Genomic DNA, 19,821 nt, shown 5'->3' on the forward strand with positions numbered 1-19,821 from the left:
AATACATTGATAAATCTCACATTATAAGAAACTAGTGGCCTATATTAGGCAACTTTTTGCCTTATACCGCAAGATTAAGGGATGTTGATTGCAGCAACATCTCAAAATCACATTAGCATTGAATTTGAACGGAATGTTGAATAAAAGTAATCGGTCAATCAATGTCCTCACCCCATACCAATTATGGCCGGTTATGCATTTTTACGCTTAAATGAAATACTCACTCAATGAAGAAAATCCTTGGTAGTATTATGTTTGGCAAGCGAACTCAAGAGCGGTAAAATAACCCTGTTATTTATAAGAGGATTAAGAGATGAGTAACGAAAGCTACGTAGAAGAAGAAGTATGTGAAGCGTGTGGTTGCGCGGGTGAAATGGGCTATGTCATTGGTGAAGGTGATGAAATCGCTGAAGTGTCTATTTTCGCTAACGAATTTGCTGCCTTGCATGCAGAACTGGATAAATATGTTGTTCTTGCTAAACAAGTCAATGAAAACGTTAAATATGAAGTATCACCACTAGCAGAAGATGCAACTGAATTACACGCTCGGTTTCAGTTTGAAGTGAGTGCTGAAAAAATCATCTTTGAATTAAAAACACGCTCTCTTACCAAATAAGATGACAGTTGCTGCGGTATACTCAATCACCGCACCCGGAGAATGTCCCTTATTTCTCTGTTTTAAATAAGCGAGTCGTTGACTCGCTTATCGATATCGATCTACCGTTTTTCTTTGCTCATTTCATCAAGCACGCTAGTATGAGTCTGTTTATTTAGTTATTGATGAGTTTAAGTATGCTTAAAGCGTTTCTTATTAGTGCCGTTCTAATATTCAGTACTCACGCCTCTGCTGTGCCGCTGGATATCTATCACATACTCAACTTTCTCGATAATTACGGTAATTTGGATCTGCGTAATAAGCCTTACACAAGCTTACCAGATAGCTTAGATGTGAAAGGGAATGTCAATATTAGTAAGACCAATATCAAGAGCTTACCTAATGGTATGAAAATTAATGGCAGCCTTGATGCTTCTCATAGCAATTTAGTCAAAATTCCTCGCGGCACTTACATTCGGGGTTACGCGAATTTGATGGCGAGTAAAATCACTAATTGGCCGCGTGGGATTCAAGTTGGTGGATACATCAACTTAGCAAATACTCCTCTCGTAAAATTACCACCTCGATTTCGAGTTAAAGGGGATCTGAGCGTAGTAAGAACCCCACTGGCAGAATTACCAGAAGGATTAATCGTTGAGGGAAACCTTTACATTGGCGGTTCAAAAATCACTAAATTCCCTGATACGATGACAGTCAAAGGCAATATCTATTTAGGTGGTAATCGTGTGACTCATTGGCCCAAAAATCTAACGTTAGGCGGAGCGGTCGCACCTTAATAGTCCATACCACCAGCAACAAAAAAAGAGGCAATGCCTCTTTTTTTGTTGTGTATATCATCAGATGTTGACTAATTAACTGTGGTTACGTACCGGATTGGCGTAACTATCGAGTAAAAACTGGTGGGCATCTGGAGGCAATTGTGCCAATTTATTCGCTAACGTTGCTTTGATCTCCGGTGTAATATCGTCACTCTCAACACCAGCCGCTAACTTATTGATCGGATACAATTTGTAGTGATCGTGAATTTGACGGTCTATCTCTTCGGCTAATTCATCTGGTGTGCTAAACGGCTGCTCAATCACATCGCCGAATGACACATGGATACGGCCTTTATTACCAATAATACCTTGAATAATACTTTCGATATCTTCAAATTCACTTTTTTCGTATTCGCCTTTCGTGGCTTTTTCATACAGTTCACGTGCTTTAGCAATGTCGCATGGATCGTTCTCATAGGAGATCGATACAGGGACAATTTTAAGCAAACGAATATAATCTGAAAACTCCACCTTTTGCTTACGACCTTCCACATGAAACATTTTCAGAATAGCGGGATCAGTATAATCATTACCATCTTTCGCTCTCCCCTCGCGCTGAGCGATCCAAATGGAATTATTCGTCTCTAACGAGTGCTTGATGTAGGCAGATAGAGTCCCGAGAGCCTTCATCATTTCACGCGGACCTTTTGCCGAGCGCTTAACAATAAAGCTTTTGTTCAGTTTCATTAACTCCGTTGCACATGGCTTACGTAACAGGTTATCACCAATCGCGATACGGACAGTACGATGACCGTGGATGTACAACCCATAGTTGACCAACGCAGGATCCATAGCAATATCACGATGGTTAGAGATAAACAAATAAGCGCAATTTTTGTCTAATTTATCTAAACCACTGTATGTCACACCTTTTGAAGTCTTCGCCAGGCTGAGATCCATGTACTTTTTGACTTCCATTTGAATCGCTTCAACGGTAGTCAATTTCGCCCATTTAAATTTAAGATATGCTTTAATGAATGGACTCATTAAAGATTTAACCCAACCGGGTTGGTGTTCGAAACGATGTTGTAATATTGCAGAGATAAACTCTTCATCGTTAATCAACCTGCTAATTGCTGCAGGAATTTCATCGTCATGGTAGGGACGAATCTCTAAAAAAGGATCTGTTGTCGTTGTCATTGTATTGTACATCAAATAAAAAGCAGGCTTATTCTACGCATACTCGCTATTGCTCGCAGCTATCATAAGCACATAATTCATCAGGTCAGACCAGATAATACATCAGTATCCGACAAAGTTGGCTTTTATCAGCAGAAACGGTAATCTTAGCGCCCTTACATCCATGAGGTACTCTATGAACTACGCGATTTCATCCGACGCACGCCACATCTCATCACTTGAGACTACAGCTCGTAAACGAGCCATCAAACACAGCTTGATTCACGTAGAGCAAGGGTTGGCTCTTTGTCGTTTGGGAAAAATCGAGTATGCCATTGAACCGGGCCAAACCTTTTGGATTCCAATCGAATGTCTTAATGCACTGACATTCTTTCCCAATACCCAGATTATCCGAATCGATTTTTCTGTTCGACTACAAGAGTGCTTTCCTCGTCAAGCAGGATTTGTCACTCTAACCGCTCTCGCTGCTGCCGTACTTCAGCGCTTAAAAACGACTGAGCGAGACAACACGATTTATTCTCATCTCTCACAGATATTAAAAGCTGAAGTGCTTGATCTCGTTCCTAACTGTCCAGTTAGCGAACTAACCCAGCAAATCACATCTTGGAAGCCAAATCACCCTAGCGATTTGAGCCAAGAACAGCACATGGTATTACTTGTGAGAGAAGCAATCAAACGCCATCAAAGCGGAACCTCAATTAATTCTATCATTTCTGATTTATTTCAAGGCGATAAGGATCGATTTTCTCAGTGGTCAAAAGTGATTGCAGATATGACTTGGTAAAAGTCACCACTATACCCAAATAACCTTAAAATGTAGGATTCAGAGCTTCCTCAAGGAGCCTATATCAAACTCAGTAACGGGCAGGGATGGTCATTCCCTTTCAACGTGATTGGGCGCAGAAATAGACTTGTTGATGAGATCCCGAAGGGCGAGTTTTTATTCGCTCCTAGGCCTGTGTTACTGATTTTCTACGTAGAACCACTATATCTCCACTAATAGTAAATACATTCTTACTGAAACAGAATTTTGAAGTTACTTGGGTATATTTCAATTAATTTCAAATAAGCCTGCAAACCGACCCGGCACTATCACTAATTCATTGACCATTTGTCACAAAAATTGCCCCTAGGCAGCCTTTCTTCACGATACTAAAGCTATGAGTGCTTTTTATTTTTGCGAATACGTGCCGCTCTAACTCATCCAAAACACCAATTTATTAACACTACTCATAAACAAAGAAAATATATCATTTGTACATTGTTCGACTAATTGATTTAAAAACAATAAATGATGTTATTTCTATATATTATTAAATCACATCATCAGTCTAAATTATGAACGATTGTTTTTTATGAAAACATAGTTCAATTTTTTATTTACAAAATGGTTAACGCTAAGTTAAAGTTAACACAACCACTACATTGTAAGTAGTGACAGAACGCACGCAGAAAGCCAAATAAAAACCCAAAACAAAACAACAAGTTAATGTCATACCATCTGTGTTTTTTATTATTTTCAACATCTTACCAATAACAAGTCGTTGAAAATAACGACCAATCGAACCACAAATAGCGAATTTCATTAACATATTTTGCGTGTAAATGTTAATTATTATTGGAAAGTGAATTTAGCAATGGCATTTCAAAGAAATATTACTCGGCGTAAATTTCTTATGGCGTCAATTGTTGCTATGCCCATGGGAAACTTTATTCTTAGTGGTATATCAGCAGCTGAAGCTACAGAATTAGCAGCCCCAGATCTCGACGACTATAAACCTAGTTTTTTCACACAATCGCAATGGAAGTTTATATTGGCTGCTACAGACCAGCTAATCCCAGCAGGTGGTAATGGAAAAGCACCTGGCGCTCTTGAAACTAATGTTCCTGTTTTTATCGATCAACAACTCAATGATAGCGAATTCGGTAAAGAGATTTATATGCAAGGACCATTTCACACCGACTTACCTAAAACTCTCGGCTACCAAATTCCCTTTTATCCACAACAGATCTATCGCACTGCGATCAAAATCACTGACCAGTGGTGTAAGCAACAGTTTGGCCATGTGTATGCCGAACTCTCCAATGAGCAAAAACAGCAAGTATTGAGTGATCTGCAAGCGGATAAGATCAACTTTCAACAGTTTGGTGAAAATGCGCTGACCGCAGGTCAATTTTTCAGTCAACTACTGAGTGACACTCAAAACGGTTACTTATCGGATCCAATGTATGGCGGCAATAAAGGAATGAAAGCATGGATAGCACTCGGCTTCCCCGGTGCTCGCGCCAGTTTCACTGAATGGGTGAAACAACACAATGTTCCATACACTCTTGGCCCAGTTAGTCTTCAGGGCGACCGTGCATAACACGTCTGATATTTAAAAAGGTTTACTATGTCTGTTATTCAGAAAAAAGAAGTTGATGTCGTCATATGCGGTCTGGGTTGGACCGGCTCTTTAATGAGTATTGAATTGGCTATGGCTGGATTAACCGTCCGTGCTTTGGAAAAAGGCCCAGATCGATCGTATAAAGAAATGGCTTATCCAAAACCTGCTGACCAATATGCGTATGCCATTCGCAACAAGGTAATGACCACTCCAGCTGATTCAGCTATTACCTTTCGTTACAACATGAAAGAAGTGGCAGTACCAACGCGCAAATGGGGATTCTATGTCCCTGGTGGTGGTGTTGGTGGTTCAGGTTTACACTGGACGGCAGTATTACTTCGTCCCACGCCGACTGATATCAAATTGAAAACCTATGCAGATGAAGCATATGGTCCTGGCATTTTGGCGGAAAACATGCGGATCATGGACTTTCCATTTACTTGGGAAGAAATAGAACCGTTTTATACCAAATTTGAAAAAATTTGTGGTCTGTCTGGTAATACAGGTAATCTTCGAGGCGAAATTCTTGAAGGAGGTGACCCGTTTGAAGGTCCTCGTTCAGAACCCTATCCTCTACCAGCTTTGGAAGATACTCTCAACACTTCAATGTTTGCTAAAACAGCAAAAAAAATGGGGTACCATCCTTTCCCCAACCCAGCAGCTATTGCGTCTAAGAGCTGGACAAACCCTTACGGTAACCAAATCGCTCCATGTAACTATTGTGGTTACTGCAGTAAATACCCATGTTTGAACTACTCTAAAGCATCACCACAAAGTGCCGTGATGGATTCATTAAAACGTATGGAAAACTTTTCGTACGAAGTCAATGCGGAGGTAATAAAAGTAGTTCTGCATGATGACAAGAAAACGGCTAAAGGTGTGCTTTATGTCGATGAAAACGGCAATGAATGCTTCCAACCAGCAAAAATTGTCGTTTTAAGTGGGTTCCAACTTTATAACGTTCGACTCATGCTGCTATCAGGTATCGGAAAACCGTACAACCCTGTCACGGAAGAAGGCTTGATTGGACGTAACTACTCATTCTTGAGCAGTGGAGGCACTCACCTTTTCTATAAAGATAAAAACTTTAATCCATTTGCAACAGCGGGTGCAACTGGTCAAATGTTCAATGATATTTCCCCAGGTAACTTTGATGGTCCTAAGCTTGGGTTTATTGGTGGCGCAAAAATACATAGCTCTCAAGCAACAGGTACACCAATTGGCACAGCGTTACCAGCAGGAACACCTAAATGGGGTATGGGCTGGAAAGAGGGTATGGAAGAATGGTACGGCCATTCTATGAAATTAAGTATCACCACAACATGTATGTCCTACCGTGATATGTATCTCGACCTTGATCCTAATTACACCGACAAATATGGACTGCCATTGCTTCGTATGACCTTTAATTGGCAATCAAACGAACTGAAACTACAGTAATATTTAAAGAAAGTTGTAGGTGAAATTGCTGATGAAATGAAACCAGATCATAGAACAGATAGCTATTTGCCAATGGACTCGAACTTCGATGTGACTAAATACATTTCGACTCATAACGTTGGTGGTGCTGTAATGGGTGATGATCCTAAAACATCTGCGTTAAACAAATATCTACAAAGTTGGGACGTACATAATGTGTTCGTGCCAGGTGGCAACGCTTTCCCGCAGAACTTCCAAGCGAACCCGACCAATACAATTGGTGCGATTACGTTAATGGCAGCGAAAGCAATCAAAGAGCGTTATATCCAAAACCCAGGACCACTTGTACAGGCATAAACATATGAAACAACCAATATTGAAACGCCTATTTTGGGCAAACATGCTGCTGTTTCCTATCTGTACTGGAGCATTAGCGGCAACACAGCAGGCAACGACAGATTCTGAGCTTATCCAACGTGGAGAGTATTTATCCCGAGCAGGCGACTGTATGGCATGCCATTCTATTGAAGGTAAACCGGCTTATTCTGGAGGGCTTGCCATCAAATCTGGGTTAGGTGTGATTTATTCTACTAACATAACACCAGATAAATCAGTTGGAATCGGTAACTACAGCGAACAACAGTTTGCGGATGCGGTTCGTAACGGTATTCGAGCTGATGGTAGCCACCTATACCCAGCAATGCCTTATCCTGATTATGCAAAAATCACGGATAAAGATATTCACGCTCTGTATACTTATTTCATGAATAAAGTGCCCGCAAGTTCGCACCAACCGCCAAAAACAGATTTGAGTTTCCCATTTAATCAACGCTGGGGAATGACATTTTGGAATTGGACTTTTGGCAATGATACTGCATTCGTTCCAATTAAAGGGGCTTCAGAACAAGTTAACCGTGGTGCTTATTTAGTAGAAGGGTTGGGCCACTGTGGTAGCTGTCACACACCTCGCGGTATTGGGATGCAAGAGAAAGCATATGACCATCAAGATGACATATTCCTTTCCGGCGGTGATCTAAATGGTTGGTCAGTACCATCTCTACGTGGGATCCCTCGTTGGACTAATCAAGAAATCGTTGATTATCTGCAAACCGGTCGCAATGATAAAGCAGGCGTAGGCGGTGAAATGACCTCGGTAATTTATCACAGCACATCACATATGAGCGAGGATGATTTATCGGCCATTGCTGTCTACTTGAAACATTTAGGCGGTAATCCTGCACTGACGAAATCAGATGACAAAGCTAACCAAGCGACAACAGTAAAACTGACCGCAGCGAAAAACTTAACCTTGGGCGAACGTTTATATGTAGACAACTGTGGAGCCTGCCACTTTGTTGATGGAAAAGGGGCACCTAAGGCATTTCCTGAACTTGATGGTGCCAGCATTATCAACGCACCGAGCCCTGATGGTTTAGTACACATTATCCTGCAAGGTGCTCAATTACCTTCAACAGCTAAAGCGCCATCAACTTTAATGATGCCTGGATTTAGTCAACGTTTGAACGATAAAGAAGTAGCGGAATTAGCTACGTTTTTACGCCAAGGTTGGAGTAACCACGCCAATAAGGTAACAGTTGAACAAGTTAAAAAGGTGCGCGACAGCTTAGAACAAGACAATAAGAAATAATATCGATAACCAAAAAGCCGACACATATATTGAGTAGGTGTCGGCTCTTTTTTTCTGAACCATTTACAGAGCAATACCCTGTAAAAAAAGACGTCGTAAAGAAGTTAACAAGCTCTCAATATCCGCTTCTGCAACATTACCAAAACCCAGCACTGCACCTTTCCAACCTCGTTGTTTCGAAGATAGCGAATCATAATATGACATAGGACGTATTATGATGCCCTCGTTTTCAGCTAATTGAGCCCAATGATGTTCATCAATACCTTGCCACCAGCGCAAAGTAATATGTAATCCCGCCGCCTGACTACATATTTCAACGTCATTGCCCCAGAGCTCTTTTATGTTCTGTACCATTAATTGGTATTTTTGCTCATATAAACGGCGCATACGTCGAATATGTCTTACCAGAGAACCATCACGGATAAAATCAGCTAATGCTGCTTGTAAATGTGTGGGGGAATCTCCGCTTAAAGCGGCTTTAAGCGCGACGCAAGACGACACTAACTGATTAGGGACGACCATATAGCCCAAACGCAATCCATTGAACATCACTTTACTAAATGAGCCGACGTAAATGATCTGGCTATCTTGCCCCATTTTACCCGCCAAGCCTTGCATACTGGTATAAGGCCGATGAGCAAACTGAAACTCGCTGTCATAATCATCTTCAATGATGTAACGATTATTTGTCACCGCCCAATTGATCAATTCTAACCGCTGCTCTGTGTTCAAACTGGTGCCCATCGGATATTGATTACTTGGCGTGATATACAGTAGCTTAGCTGACATTGATTGAATGGATTCAATATCTAATCCAGTGAAAGGGGCAACATTTACCGGTTGATACTGATACCCTAATACATCGATAACCCCTTTCATACGTGCATACCCTGGACATTCCATCGCAATCTGGTCGCCTTTATCTTGCGTTGCCAACAGCGCAATTGAGAGCGCTTGTTGTGCCCCTGAGGTAATAATAATCCTACTGGCATCACAACACACTGAGCGGTTGCTCGCCAAATACTGACTTAACGCCTCCCTCAGCTCTAACCATCCCTGTTCATCATGAAATCCCATTAATGTTGGACGTGAAAGATGACAATTAATAATCGCTTGCCATTGTCGATAGGGAAACGTCGAAAAATCAGCCACACCAGGAGAAAAGGCTTGGTTGGTAATATTAGCCGATGCATTTTTCAGGACATAATCTGACGTACCCGAGGGAGCGACACTCTGGGCTGGGAAATAGTGCTCCGGAAGTTTTACAGCCACGTAATATCCCGATCCGCGGCGACTTTCTATGTATCCCTCTGCGACCAACTGCTCATAAGCATGAATGACCGTATTTCTACTGACTCCCAGCTCTAGGGCAAGTTTTCGTGTTGAAGGTAACTGATTATTTTTCTTCCAAAGATTAGCGACAATCTTACTGCGGATGGCATGAAATAATCGCTCACTACGACTTCCCTCTCCTACCGATAAATCGATATCTCCCGAATCTATCAACATCATAACTGGATCTTATTTTTTCCCTAAATTGGACCTTAATACCATACCAATTTAATTTTAAATTAACATCACTAACAATGTGAGGATATCAATATGTACAACACTTCCAATACACAAATGCCATTGGAGCAAATTCATCAGTTATTAAAACAAAGAAACTTTGCGACGTTAGTTTCTGCCGATCTCCAAGCGACCCACCTTCCTTTGTCGTTCACCGCCCAAAACCAATTGGGCCTTTTAACAGGTCATCTAGCCAAAACAAATCCACACTGGAAAAAATTAAATAACCAACGCGTGTTAACGATTTTTAACGGACCTGACAGCTATATATCTCCTACGTGGTACCACACCAGACCCAGCGTTCCCACCTGGAATTACGTCACGGTGCATGCCTACGGAAAAGTAGAGATTGTTGAACCCACACTAATGCTGGAAGATTTAAACTGCCTCATTGAACAACACGATCCGCAATTACTGAAAACGAATGACTGCATCACAGACGAGTTAAAACATAGGCTAATGGACGCCATAGTAGGGATAAGAATTCATATTGAGCATTTAGAAGGGAAAGAAAAGTTAGGACAACATCGTAGCGAAAGGGACCAAGCTGCAGTGCTGACAGCTCTGGGCGCTCAACAAACGCCCCACGCCAGTGATATGTGTCGATATTTAAAGCATCGCTGGCCATCTAACGTTTGAAAAAACACCTACCAAACAAATATACCCAAATAACGATATTATAACTATATGGTTTGTCGATAAAATATTACCAATTCATCAATATATCTGGTTTAATCTCTTCCTTATAAAACGTCATTCGGTCATAAGGATTATTATGTTGTTCGAGTTGCCTATTTTTCGCAAGATTGTCGCTATAGACGCGATGGTCATCATTGCTCTTTTGGCTCATTACGGGTTGGCAGACACCCCATTTTCAATTTCAACTTATTTTGCCTGCCTGTTTGTATTTGTCGCTATCAGTGGTTTTACTCTTTATCATTCATTGGCTTCCGTGTTGCAGCAAGTACAGGTAAAGTTGCAACAATCTCTACCCAACCAGCGCAGTCAGTATTCTGATGCGGTTTCCCCTAGCCGTTTATTTACAAAACTTGAACAATTAATTGAGAGACAAGCACAACAAGCCCAGCAAATTAATCTATTAACAGAAGAAAAGCGCCAGTGGCAAGAGGCTATTGCTCAAACTAAAAACCATCATGAGAAACTCTCTGAGCAAACGAGCACGTCGTTAAGTAATACACTTCAAACATTCGAACACCTTCAACAAGACATGGGGTCACTTTTCGACATCGTACAAAGTACACAAGAGCATTCAAGCGTCGTACATAATGATATTCTTGGCGCTTGTGCAAACTTAGAAGCATCAGCAAAAGCAACCAAAGATGATGCGGATTTTATCAATCAATTCAAAGGTCAGTTAGCCGAGCTCGCACAAAGTGTCTCCACGATTAATGCCTTAGCGTTAGAGATAAACGAAATTTCAGATCAAACAAATTTGCTGGCATTAAATGCTGCAATCGAGGCAGCAAGAGCAGGCGAAAAAGGCCGAGGCTTTGCCGTTGTAGCAGATGAAGTTCGTAACCTAGCAACACGGGCCCGCACTTCTAGCTCCAAGATTGAGCAGAGCATAGAGATGGTGATTGAACACGCAAATACTTCAGCAAAAGCAGTAGAGCGTATCAGTTCACATGTTGATCAAGCCGTCATCTATACCAACGCGGAAAAAGAATCGATGAATGGTATTAGTCAACGTTTGGCAGGCGTCTGCCAACAAATTAACCAAATAGCATCGTTAACGACTAAGCAAGAACAAATGGTCGCAGCAGCCCACCGTCAATTAGTCTGATTGTCACACGTAAATAATGCCGAGTTAGTCAAATAACTCGGCTTCATCTATCACCATTAACATTATTTTTATGCCTGCGATACATTCATAAAAACAATACATTAATACCTATTAATTAAAAATTAAAAACTGATACCTTCATCCAAATAATACTTATTTGTTAAAGATTCAAAATACCATTCATATCTTCTTTTTTATTACCTATTTTTCGCTTATAGTAGATTCCTATATTGAAAATTAGATATTTAACAAAATAATAATTCAGCCAACTTCTTTTTTAAGCGCCATAGAAAACCGCTTATATATATTTTATCCCATTGATAACTAGCGTTTTTTTAATTCTATTACTAGAATTGTTAATTCATGATTCAGCTAAACGAAAAGATGTCAGTAATGATCATTAAAAAGCTATTTTCACCATGTTCTATTATGTTAGTTATTTATTGTGGCTTTTTCTCCACAATAGCTAACGCTAACGATTGGTACTCACAGAATGACGATAAACAACATACTGGTGCATCTTTTGTTATTGGTGCAGCGTCTGAAGTTTATTTTGATAATTTAATATACAGTAACGCGACTTGTATGACGGTAGGGCTTGCGAAAGAAGTGCGCGATCAAATAGCCTATCATGGCTTTAGCAAAAGTGATTTAGGTTACGACGCTGTAGGTTGTATCACAGGTACGCTTCTATCTCGCTTTGTGATGCGAGGCTTGTCTCTTTCAGCAAGTGGTAACAGCTTTGCCTTAAACTATACCGCTAAATTCTAGACCGCTATCACCAGTCCAATTACGGTGAAAAGATATGCCGCAATTGAGTTTAACCTGTACTCGTTGATGACTCGCTGAATCCTGTTTAGTGAAGTCATTGAGACATAAGCCCTTTTGATGATTAAAAGGGCTTTTTCATCCAAGCTTCAGGATTTATTCACTCTCTATCGTGATATTCGTTTTAGGGATACAACAGCATGCTAATGCGAACCCTTGCTCTCGCTCTATAGCCGTTAAAGCAGGCACTTCGGGTTGGGAAACGTCACCACTTTTCACCTTAACACGGCACGCTCCACAAAAACCTGCACGGCAACTATGTGCAATAGCAACCCCTTCTTTTTCGGCTTGTTCTAATAAGGTGTCTTGGTTGTTTCCTTTAAAAACAGTACCATTCACTTCAAGTGATATCTCCGCTAATGGCTCATCTGCTTCTATCTGGATACCAAATGATTCTTGATGATAAGAGTCTTCCGGAACCCCTTGTTTTAAAATTAAATTTTTCGCTTTTTGCATGAAGCCATCCGGCCCACAAACAAAAACTTGGCGACGTGTAATCTCTGGAATTTGTTTGATATGAGATAAGGAAAGACGCCCTTTTAATCCAAACCAATCAACGGGAGGCTGGGTTAAACATAACCGTACAGATAATCCAGGAAATTGATGATTGAGTTGCTCCAGCTCTTCTCGACATGGAATGTCTTCTTCACTGCGGCACTGATGGTAAAACACCACATCGCTGAGTTGGTTGTTATCCGCTAAAAAGCGCAAAATAGACAACATTGGCGTGACACCACTTCCTGCCGAAAGCAATAACATCGGTTCATGACTTTGCTCGACTTTTAAATGAAACTGCCCATCTGGAGCCTGACCTATTAAACGATCACCGACATGAACATGATCAACTAACCAATTCGATACCTTGCCGCCTCCGACTCGTTTCACCGATATGGCTAGACGTCCCGGGCGCGATGGGCTTGATGATAACGTGTAGTACCGCACTAACGATTGACCATCAATTTGCACTTCAATCGGCAAGTACTGCCCAGGCAGATAATCTGGCGCAAATTCACCACCAATTTCAAACCACAAGGTCACAAAGTCACGCGCCATCTCTTCGCGATCAACACATGTTAAGCGGAAATTCACTTGCCCATTATCAGCGTAATACTCCGGCTCTGTTTTATACTCAAGTACTTCGATAGGATCATCAACGGAAATAATGCCTTCATTTTTTGCGACAAGGTTTTGCCCAAAGTAGACACCGCCAGTTTCATCAGCACGAAATTTTGCCAACGTTTTTAATGGTTCTTTGCTCGTACGGAAATCGCCAGTAGCCACATCAACAGTCGTTAAAATACAGCGCTGGCAAGGCTTAACAGATTCAAACTCTACCTCGCCAATACGAATTCGTTTCCAAGTATCTTCAACAAAAGGCTCTGCCCCGCTGACGACCAAGTTTGTTCGAAATTGATCCATCACGTGAGATTCAGAACTGCGCTTATTAAGTTCGTCAAGAGACTCCTGGCTGATAACCAGCACCGGGTAACCATCAGCAAAACTGACATTATGGCCTACTTTTTCGCGATGACGATGGGATTGCTCACCAGTAAACAAGAGCGTAACGGTTATTCCTAATAAATCGCTAAACCATTGATCAGCTTCTGAAGTTGTTGTGTAAGCCGAGAACGAGTCTTTCCACACAGTCGCGGCAACTTCCTCACGAGCCATATCTCGATAACGTAAATTAAGCGGTGCCTGATCTGGCGCAGAAAAAATTAAACCTTCGGGGGTAAGTACGGAAGTCACTTTAACCATTTGGGGATATTTTCGCGCAGTGATCATTTCGCCAGTGGGTGTAGCGACCATAAAACGCCGGTCAAATGTTAATCCTTGAAACTCTACCCAAGCTTGAGATAAAGACACACCACCAAGTGATTTAACTGGATAAACATTGATTTTTGAAAGTGTAGCTAACGACATTACCTTCCCTTATTTTTCTAATTAGATTTCCACGATAACAGTACGATGAACCATCACATCGCGCCAAGATGATATCAGAGCGATGAACGCATTTTCATGAGTAAATTAAAATAAGTGCATATGTTAACTCATTGCAAAAGAAATGAGTGCAATCGTTTTCCTTTTCCTCTATCATCCTGTCGCCTAAGCATAAGCATTTGTGTTTCTGCACAATGTTTATTCTAGGCTCTCGTATTCAAATTATTTTCAGGTGGGAGCAATCTATGACAACTTTAACGATCACTCGTCCAGACGACTGGCACGTTCATCTTCGCGATGGGGAAGTACTCGCCAATACGGTACGCGACATTAGTCGCTACAACGGACGCGCGTTAATCATGCCAAATATCGTACCTCCCGTTACCAATACTGAACACGCTAAAGCCTACCGCGATCGGATCATGGCCCAAGAACCTTCCCCTCAATTCCAGCCACAAATGACGCTCTACCTTACAGATAACACCACTCCAGATGATATCCGTGAAGCGAAAGCCTCTGGTTTTGTTGTTGGTTGTAAACTCTACCCAGCGGGCGCAACGACTAACTCTGATTCTGGTGTTACTGATATCAAAAACATCTACCCGGTGTTTCGCGCCATGCAAGAGGAAGGGCTATTACTGTTAGTTCACGGCGAAGTCACCACCAGCGATATCGATATTTTTGATCGTGAGAAGAAATTCCTCGAAACCGTTCTCGCTCCAATTGTAGCGGCGTTTCCCGATTTGAAAGTGGTACTCGAGCACATCACCACTGCAGAAGCGGTTAATTTTGTGAAGAGCGGTAATGAAAACTTGGCGGCCACTATTACCGCTCACCATCTGTTGTTTAACCGTAACCATATGTTAGTCGGTGGTATCAAACCTCATTTCTACTGCCTACCAATTTTGAAACGTGCGCTTCACCAAGATGCTCTTGTCGTTGCAGCAACATCAGGAAATAAGAAGTTTTTCTTGGGTACAGATTCTGCACCTCATGCTAAAGGCGATAAAGAGTCAGCCTGCGGTTGTGCCGGTTCATACACTGCCCATGCGGCCCTTGAGCTTTATGCTGAAGTATTTGATAAAGCGGGTAAATTGGAAAACCTTGAAGCATTCGCTAGTCACAACGGTCCAGATTTCTATGGCCTACCACGTAATACCGATACTGTAACTTTGACGAAAGAGAGCTGGATCGCACCAGAAACCATGCCTTTCGGCAAAAAAGTAGTCGTGCCAATTCGCGGTGGTGAAACCATTCAATGGAAAGTGAAATAAGCGGATATATATCCAAATACCCCCAAGGTGCGGGATTCAGAGCTTTGCCTAAGAGCGTATGCACTCTCGTTGAAACAGCATCTTGAGATAAGATATAAAAAAGGAGAACATCACGTTCTCCTTTTTTATTTGGTCACACCGTTAATGTCCTTTACCGCGGACTTGGTGAATCACTGTCATCACTCCAGCGATAATACAACCCGCAATCAAACCAATCACACCGTTGAGTATTGGCCCCCCAACAGCAACTGCTGCGGGAATATGGTGCACGTTGCTAAGTAACGATTCAACACCGTGATGAATCATTGGAATGTTGTGAACAACAATACCGCCACCAACTAAAAACATCGCTAATGTTCCAACAAAAGTAAGAAACTTCATTAGCTTAGGTGCAAAGTGAATTAAACCTTCACCAATAACAGATTTGACCCCTTTACCACCTGATTGACGGTTTAGATAAAAACCTAAATCATCTAGCTTCACAATACCTGCCACAATACCGTATACACCGATAGTCATAATAAAAGCGACAAAACTTACGACGATAAGTTGATCGATAATATTACCATCACCTTGTACCGTACCTAATGCAATCACAATAATCTCGGCTGAAAGGATAAAATCGGTACGTATCGCACCTTTGACTTTATCTTTTTCGTACTGAACCATATCAACGTTAGCGAGCTCTTTGGCTTTTTGCTCAGCACTTGGCTTATCTTCATGGCTATGAAAAAGCTTCTCTATAACCTTTTCAGCCCCTTCATAACTCAAGTACAAACCACCTAACATCAGTAACGGCATGATTAACCAAGGGGCAAAAGCACTAATAACTAGAGCAGCTGGGACCAAAATACATTTATTACGCAGTGAACCTTTCGCCACTGCAACGACCACCGGAATTTCACGCTCAGCGCCCACACCAGTTACTTGCTGTGCATTGAGAGCAAGATCATCTCCTAATACACCCGCTGTTTTTTTTGCTGCCACTTTTGACATTACCGCTACGTCATCGAGAACGGTAGCTATATCATCTAATAGGGTTAATAAACTCGCACCCGCCATATTTTACTTTCTCTCTTTTTAGTCATGCTGTCGTTGTTGAGCTATGGGCTGACAATGCCTATTTGATGAATCAATTGGCATTATAGGGCCATAGATATACTTTTTACCTTACCGCGTATCGTTCTACCAGGTGCAGATATCATCAAACTGCCACAATCTGATGTGTTTAGATAAATGGGAATCATTAAAATGTAAATCAATGGTAGTTGATGAATGCACAACAAGAACGATGGACTTGGTTGGCTTTATTAGAATGACGCTAATTTAGCATTAACCGACCGTTTAAGTCAGTTATATGGAGAAAATTTGACACAAGATCTACCTAACATCTATTTGCACTTCGGCACATGTCTCATTACTCTCTGCCTATGATTTCCTTGCCGAGAGAAAATATGTCTACTCAATCGCACTATCCGATAGGCCAGCCCAATACACCGTGGGGTGAGTCTGAACGCCTTGCGTGGCGTAAAAGCACAACAATAAAACGTTCATATCAGGAAGAAGTCGTCCCAAAAATACAGAAACTCGCCAATCAGTTTATTATTGAGCAGTATGGCGCCCTCTCTTACGATTCAACACGCTACCCACTGTTCTCAATCAAGAGTCAAGGTTGGGATAACAGCAAGCCGACCATTCTGATCACTGGCGGCGTACATGGTTATGAAACCAGTGGCGTCCATGGTGCATTACAATTTTTAGCCGAGCACGCCTCTCACTATCAACAGTACTTTAATTTTATTGCCGCGCCTTGTGTCAGCCCTTGGGGGTATGAAACCATCAACCGCTGGAATCCAAACGCCTTAGATCCAAATCGCAGTTTCTATGCGAATACACCAGCCGAAGAATCCGCTTATTTATTAAAGCTGGTCGAATCGATTCCTGGAAAGGTACTGATGCATATCGATTTGCATGAAACAACTGATACCGATGAAAGTGAATTTCGCCCAGCTCTAGCGGCTCGTGATGGTATTGCCTATCAGCCAGGAGAGATCCCAGATGGGTTTTATACTGTCGGTGATACGCAAAATCCGCAACTTGATTTTCAAACAGCCGTGATCGATGCAGTAAAACAAGTGACTCACATTGCACCTGCAGATGATAATAATGAAATTATTGGCTCACCCGTCGTCGCAGAAGGCGTCATCTTATACGACATGAAAGCACTTGGTTTGTGTGGCGGAATAACCGATTGTGAGTTTGGTACGACCACAGAAGTGTATCCTGATAGTCCAACCGTAACCGCCCAAGAGTGTAACAATGCTCAAGTTGCCGCAGTCACTGGCGCGTTAAATTACCTTATCGAACACCAGTTAAAGACCCGTTAAGCTAGCAAGCGATTCTTATATTGCTCCGGTGTCTGGCCGGAGTATTTTTTGAACATGGAGATAAATGGACTGGCTTGGTTATAACCAAGAGTCAATGCGACCTCTTTGACTGAGTGACCACTACGCAGTAGCTCCATGGATAATAAATATCGCACGCGCAAACGCCACTCAGTAAAACTCATGCCCAATTCAGATTGGCAATAACGAGCCAACGTACGCTCAGTAGTATGAACTTTTTCCGCCCACTCGGCCAAGGTGGTATTGTCCGTTGGGTTATCTTCTACGGCCAATAAAATCGGTTCTAGATACTTATGATTACTGGTGGGCAAAAAGTGATGCTCTGCTTCTTGGGTGGCCAGCTGATCAAGTAACACTTGCATGAGCCGTTTATCTTGGTCGGTTGTAGTAATGCTGATCCCTCGTTGACGAAAATCATCAACAATAGCGGAAACAATCGGAGTCACTTTAATCAAACTGGTTTTACTTGGAAATGCTCTCGCCATTTCAGTCGCTATATTAATAGAACAGTATTCCAATGGCTTACGGTTATAACTCTTGTGCCGAATTTCTGCAGGCACCCAGATCGCTAAATGAGGCGGCGCTAAAAAACGGGTATCTTCCGCTTCCATTTCCAAAATACCTCCCGAAATTAATTGGATCTGTCCCCAACTATGGCTGTGCACCCGCGTTTCTGTATTCGATAGAAATGCTTCAAAATTCATAAAAAAATCAGAAGGTGGTTGCTCGATACCTAGGGAAGGGTGGAGATGGCGAGGTATTTTCTTCAAACTTGTCTTCCTATCGCTTGCAATGTCTTTTTAGAGATACATATTATCATACAGACCTGTCACAATTCCGCCATCAAATATTGTTGTGAGGTTGCCATGATTTATCTTCTCCCTTTTTTTACCGTCTTAATCTGGAGTGGCAACACTATCGTTAATAAAATGTCCTCCACAGTGATTGAACCGAGTGCAATGAGCTTTTACCGTTGGGTACTTGCTATCGCGGTTATGACGCCATTTTGCTTACCTCATGTTCTCCGCCAATGGACAGCGGTAAAACAACATGCTCGCCAACTGACCATGTTGGCATTACTCGGCATGGTCATCAACCAATCTCTTGGCTACTACGCAGGCTTAACCACTAGCGCCTCAAATATGTCACTAATTTCCTCGTTAGTCCCTTTATTTAGCCTATTTGCCAGTGTCCCTTTATTGAAAAAACGTTTATCGATGGTAAGTCTTATCGGTGCCGCCATTTCTTTGTTAGGTTTAGCTTACATGCTCGGTCAAGGAGACATGCTTTTCTTCTTTCGTCACCCTATGGCGCAAGGCGACCTCTTTATGCTTATCGCCTCGCTACTTTATGCCTTCTACTGCGTATTGCTAAAAAAATGGACCATGCCTTTTGGCAACTGGACACTCATTTACTTACAAGGTGCTTTTTCAGTCATCATGTTGACGCCAGTATGGTTGAGTAGTGACCACTTACTTCCTTCACAAGCATCCTTACCACTTATTGCTTACGCAGGTTTTGCAGCATCGATTGTCGCCCCGTGGATGTGGGTTAAAGCGATTAATCATTTAGGTGCCGATGCCACCGCAATGTTCATGAATTTGCTTCCCGTTGTGGCCGTGACGCTTGCTGCCACTCTACTAGGTGAGACCTTACATCTATTTCATCTAATTGGGGGATTATTGGTTATTTCAGGTGTAATTTTGTCGCAGATAAAAGTTAAACGTCGACCACCTATGGGCCCAGTCCATTCCGTACGCCATGCATAAGGGTTACAAAAGCAAAGTGTTTATATTTTTGCGCATAAAATCACACTAAGTCGTTATTTAATAATTACGTAATTACTCTAATTTCGGTATTATCTTTGGCACTGAATTGCTAGCAATCAGTTGGCTTAAGAAAAAAGAATGTCCAAATAAAACAACCCGTATCCAATGTCGTCTCATTATTGTTTGGATAACGAGGTATAAAA

At 41.8% G+C, this 19,821-nt stretch carries 18 protein-coding genes; 13 read left to right on the top strand and 5 right to left on the bottom strand.

Features of this window, described 5'->3' with window-relative positions; all coding sequences use genetic code 11:
- Positions 1 to 313 precede the first annotated feature (313 nt).
- Both F9817_RS01600 and F9817_RS01605 read left to right on the top strand, forming a co-directional pair.
- Entirely contained in the window at positions 314 to 616 is a 303-nt protein-coding gene (locus F9817_RS01600; RefSeq protein ID WP_161153212.1) for a DUF406 family protein, read from the top strand.
- Between the two features lie 176 nt (positions 617 to 792).
- Positions 793 to 1,392, top strand: a complete 600-nt coding sequence (locus F9817_RS01605) for a hypothetical protein (protein ID WP_161153213.1) — start codon at positions 793 to 795, stop codon at positions 1,390 to 1,392.
- A 75-nt stretch (positions 1,393 to 1,467) separates the two neighbouring features.
- Here the strand turns inward: F9817_RS01605 and F9817_RS01610 are convergent, their stop codons facing one another.
- The gene (locus F9817_RS01610; RefSeq protein WP_161153214.1) at positions 1,468 to 2,574 is read right to left on the bottom strand and encodes a 1-acyl-sn-glycerol-3-phosphate acyltransferase; all 1,107 of its coding nucleotides are present in this window, start codon (positions 2,572 to 2,574) and stop codon (positions 1,468 to 1,470) included.
- A gap of 175 nt (positions 2,575 to 2,749) precedes the next feature.
- Here F9817_RS01610 and F9817_RS01615 point away from each other — a divergent pair, with 175 nt between their 5' ends.
- The 5 genes from F9817_RS01615 to F9817_RS01630 all read left to right on the top strand — a co-directional run bounded on the left by F9817_RS01615 (position 2,750) and on the right by F9817_RS01630 (position 8,028).
- Positions 2,750 to 3,358 (top strand): AraC family transcriptional regulator, encoded by a 609-nt coding sequence (locus F9817_RS01615; protein ID WP_161153215.1) that lies wholly within the window; start codon positions 2,750 to 2,752, stop codon positions 3,356 to 3,358.
- 853 nt (positions 3,359 to 4,211) lie between these two features.
- Complete coding sequence (locus F9817_RS01620; protein ID WP_161153216.1) at positions 4,212 to 4,940, top strand: gluconate 2-dehydrogenase subunit 3 family protein; 729 nt, start codon at positions 4,212 to 4,214, stop codon at positions 4,938 to 4,940.
- Positions 4,941 to 4,967: 27 nt separating this feature from the next.
- Positions 4,968 to 6,401: a GMC family oxidoreductase N-terminal domain-containing protein gene (locus F9817_RS01625; protein WP_202436307.1), complete on the top strand. Its 1,434-nt coding sequence runs from the start codon at positions 4,968 to 4,970 to the stop codon at positions 6,399 to 6,401.
- A 36-nt stretch (positions 6,402 to 6,437) separates the two neighbouring features.
- A complete protein-coding gene (locus tag F9817_RS23795) occupies positions 6,438 to 6,737 on the top strand; it encodes a GMC oxidoreductase (protein ID WP_202436308.1) in 300 nt (99 codons plus the stop codon).
- Between the two features lie 4 nt (positions 6,738 to 6,741).
- Positions 6,742 to 8,028, top strand: coding sequence for a c-type cytochrome (locus F9817_RS01630; protein WP_161153217.1), 1,287 nt, complete (start codon positions 6,742 to 6,744; stop codon positions 8,026 to 8,028).
- Between the two features lie 63 nt (positions 8,029 to 8,091).
- Here the strand turns inward: F9817_RS01630 and pdxR are convergent, their stop codons facing one another.
- Complete coding sequence (pdxR, locus tag F9817_RS01635) at positions 8,092 to 9,540, bottom strand: MocR-like pyridoxine biosynthesis transcription factor PdxR (protein ID WP_161153218.1); 1,449 nt, start codon at positions 9,538 to 9,540, stop codon at positions 8,092 to 8,094.
- 90 nt (positions 9,541 to 9,630) lie between these two features.
- Between pdxR and F9817_RS01640 the strand changes: the two genes are divergently transcribed.
- The 3 genes from F9817_RS01640 to F9817_RS01650 all read left to right on the top strand — a co-directional run bounded on the left by F9817_RS01640 (position 9,631) and on the right by F9817_RS01650 (position 12,172).
- Positions 9,631 to 10,236, top strand: a complete 606-nt coding sequence (locus tag F9817_RS01640) for an FMN-binding negative transcriptional regulator (RefSeq protein WP_161153219.1) — start codon at positions 9,631 to 9,633, stop codon at positions 10,234 to 10,236.
- Between the two features lie 136 nt (positions 10,237 to 10,372).
- A complete protein-coding gene (locus F9817_RS24235) occupies positions 10,373 to 11,401 on the top strand; it encodes a methyl-accepting chemotaxis protein (protein WP_161153220.1) in 1,029 nt (342 codons plus the stop codon).
- 393 nt (positions 11,402 to 11,794) lie between these two features.
- Complete coding sequence (locus F9817_RS01650) at positions 11,795 to 12,172, top strand: YfiM family lipoprotein (RefSeq protein ID WP_161153221.1); 378 nt, start codon at positions 11,795 to 11,797, stop codon at positions 12,170 to 12,172.
- Between the two features lie 153 nt (positions 12,173 to 12,325).
- Here the strand turns inward: F9817_RS01650 and F9817_RS01655 are convergent, their stop codons facing one another.
- A complete protein-coding gene (locus F9817_RS01655; protein ID WP_161153222.1) occupies positions 12,326 to 14,152 on the bottom strand; it encodes a hybrid-cluster NAD(P)-dependent oxidoreductase in 1,827 nt (608 codons plus the stop codon).
- A 263-nt stretch (positions 14,153 to 14,415) separates the two neighbouring features.
- Between F9817_RS01655 and pyrC the strand changes: the two genes are divergently transcribed.
- Positions 14,416 to 15,444 (top strand): dihydroorotase, encoded by a 1,029-nt coding sequence (gene pyrC / locus F9817_RS01660; protein WP_161153223.1) that lies wholly within the window; start codon positions 14,416 to 14,418, stop codon positions 15,442 to 15,444.
- Between the two features lie 141 nt (positions 15,445 to 15,585).
- Here the strand turns inward: pyrC and F9817_RS01665 are convergent, their stop codons facing one another.
- Positions 15,586 to 16,506: a DUF808 domain-containing protein gene (locus F9817_RS01665; protein WP_161153224.1), complete on the bottom strand. Its 921-nt coding sequence runs from the start codon at positions 16,504 to 16,506 to the stop codon at positions 15,586 to 15,588.
- A gap of 392 nt (positions 16,507 to 16,898) precedes the next feature.
- On the opposite strand from F9817_RS01665, the gene F9817_RS01670 reads away from it, so the two are divergent.
- Positions 16,899 to 17,831, top strand: coding sequence for a M14 family metallopeptidase (locus F9817_RS01670; RefSeq protein WP_161153225.1), 933 nt, complete (start codon positions 16,899 to 16,901; stop codon positions 17,829 to 17,831).
- Here F9817_RS01670 and F9817_RS01675 read toward each other — a convergent pair.
- Positions 17,828 to 18,619 carry an AraC family transcriptional regulator gene (locus tag F9817_RS01675; protein ID WP_161153226.1) on the bottom strand — a complete coding sequence of 264 codons (792 nt, stop codon included), beginning with the start codon at positions 18,617 to 18,619 and terminating at the stop codon, positions 17,828 to 17,830. The genes F9817_RS01670 and F9817_RS01675 overlap by 4 nt on opposite strands.
- A gap of 96 nt (positions 18,620 to 18,715) precedes the next feature.
- On the opposite strand from F9817_RS01675, the gene F9817_RS01680 reads away from it, so the two are divergent.
- The gene (locus F9817_RS01680) at positions 18,716 to 19,618 is read left to right on the top strand and encodes a DMT family transporter (protein ID WP_161153227.1); all 903 of its coding nucleotides are present in this window, start codon (positions 18,716 to 18,718) and stop codon (positions 19,616 to 19,618) included.
- Positions 19,619 to 19,821 lie beyond the last annotated feature (203 nt).

The sequence above is a fragment of the Vibrio eleionomae genome, from assembly GCF_009874545.1.
In the GTDB taxonomy this organism is placed as follows: domain Bacteria; phylum Pseudomonadota; class Gammaproteobacteria; order Enterobacterales; family Vibrionaceae; genus Vibrio; species Vibrio nitrifigilis.

What these genes read in the sequence shown, in the direction of transcription:
- F9817_RS01670 (WP_161153225.1), top strand. Translation starts at nt 16,899, where the DNA reads ATGTCTACTCAATCGCACTATCCGATAGGCCAGCCCAATACACCGTGG.
- F9817_RS01605 (WP_161153213.1), top strand. Translation starts at nt 793, where the DNA reads ATGCTTAAAGCGTTTCTTATTAGTGCCGTTCTAATATTCAGTACTCAC.
- F9817_RS24235 (WP_161153220.1), top strand. Translation starts at nt 10,373, where the DNA reads ATGTTGTTCGAGTTGCCTATTTTTCGCAAGATTGTCGCTATAGACGCG.
- F9817_RS23795 (WP_202436308.1), top strand. Translation starts at nt 6,438, where the DNA reads ATGAAACCAGATCATAGAACAGATAGCTATTTGCCAATGGACTCGAAC.
- F9817_RS01650 (WP_161153221.1), top strand. Translation starts at nt 11,795, where the DNA reads ATGATCATTAAAAAGCTATTTTCACCATGTTCTATTATGTTAGTTATT.
- F9817_RS01625 (WP_202436307.1), top strand. Translation starts at nt 4,968, where the DNA reads ATGTCTGTTATTCAGAAAAAAGAAGTTGATGTCGTCATATGCGGTCTG.
- F9817_RS01615 (WP_161153215.1), top strand. Translation starts at nt 2,750, where the DNA reads ATGAACTACGCGATTTCATCCGACGCACGCCACATCTCATCACTTGAG.
- F9817_RS01680 (WP_161153227.1), top strand. Translation starts at nt 18,716, where the DNA reads ATGATTTATCTTCTCCCTTTTTTTACCGTCTTAATCTGGAGTGGCAAC.
- F9817_RS01620 (WP_161153216.1), top strand. Translation starts at nt 4,212, where the DNA reads ATGGCATTTCAAAGAAATATTACTCGGCGTAAATTTCTTATGGCGTCA.
- F9817_RS01610 (WP_161153214.1), bottom strand. Translation starts at nt 2,574, where the DNA reads ATGACAACGACAACAGATCCTTTTTTAGAGATTCGTCCCTACCATGAC.
- pyrC (WP_161153223.1), top strand. Translation starts at nt 14,416, where the DNA reads ATGACAACTTTAACGATCACTCGTCCAGACGACTGGCACGTTCATCTT.
- F9817_RS01640 (WP_161153219.1), top strand. Translation starts at nt 9,631, where the DNA reads ATGTACAACACTTCCAATACACAAATGCCATTGGAGCAAATTCATCAG.
- F9817_RS01600 (WP_161153212.1), top strand. Translation starts at nt 314, where the DNA reads ATGAGTAACGAAAGCTACGTAGAAGAAGAAGTATGTGAAGCGTGTGGT.
- F9817_RS01665 (WP_161153224.1), bottom strand. Translation starts at nt 16,506, where the DNA reads ATGGCGGGTGCGAGTTTATTAACCCTATTAGATGATATAGCTACCGTT.
- F9817_RS01630 (WP_161153217.1), top strand. Translation starts at nt 6,742, where the DNA reads ATGAAACAACCAATATTGAAACGCCTATTTTGGGCAAACATGCTGCTG.
- F9817_RS01655 (WP_161153222.1), bottom strand. Translation starts at nt 14,152, where the DNA reads ATGTCGTTAGCTACACTTTCAAAAATCAATGTTTATCCAGTTAAATCA.
- pdxR (WP_161153218.1), bottom strand. Translation starts at nt 9,540, where the DNA reads ATGATGTTGATAGATTCGGGAGATATCGATTTATCGGTAGGAGAGGGA.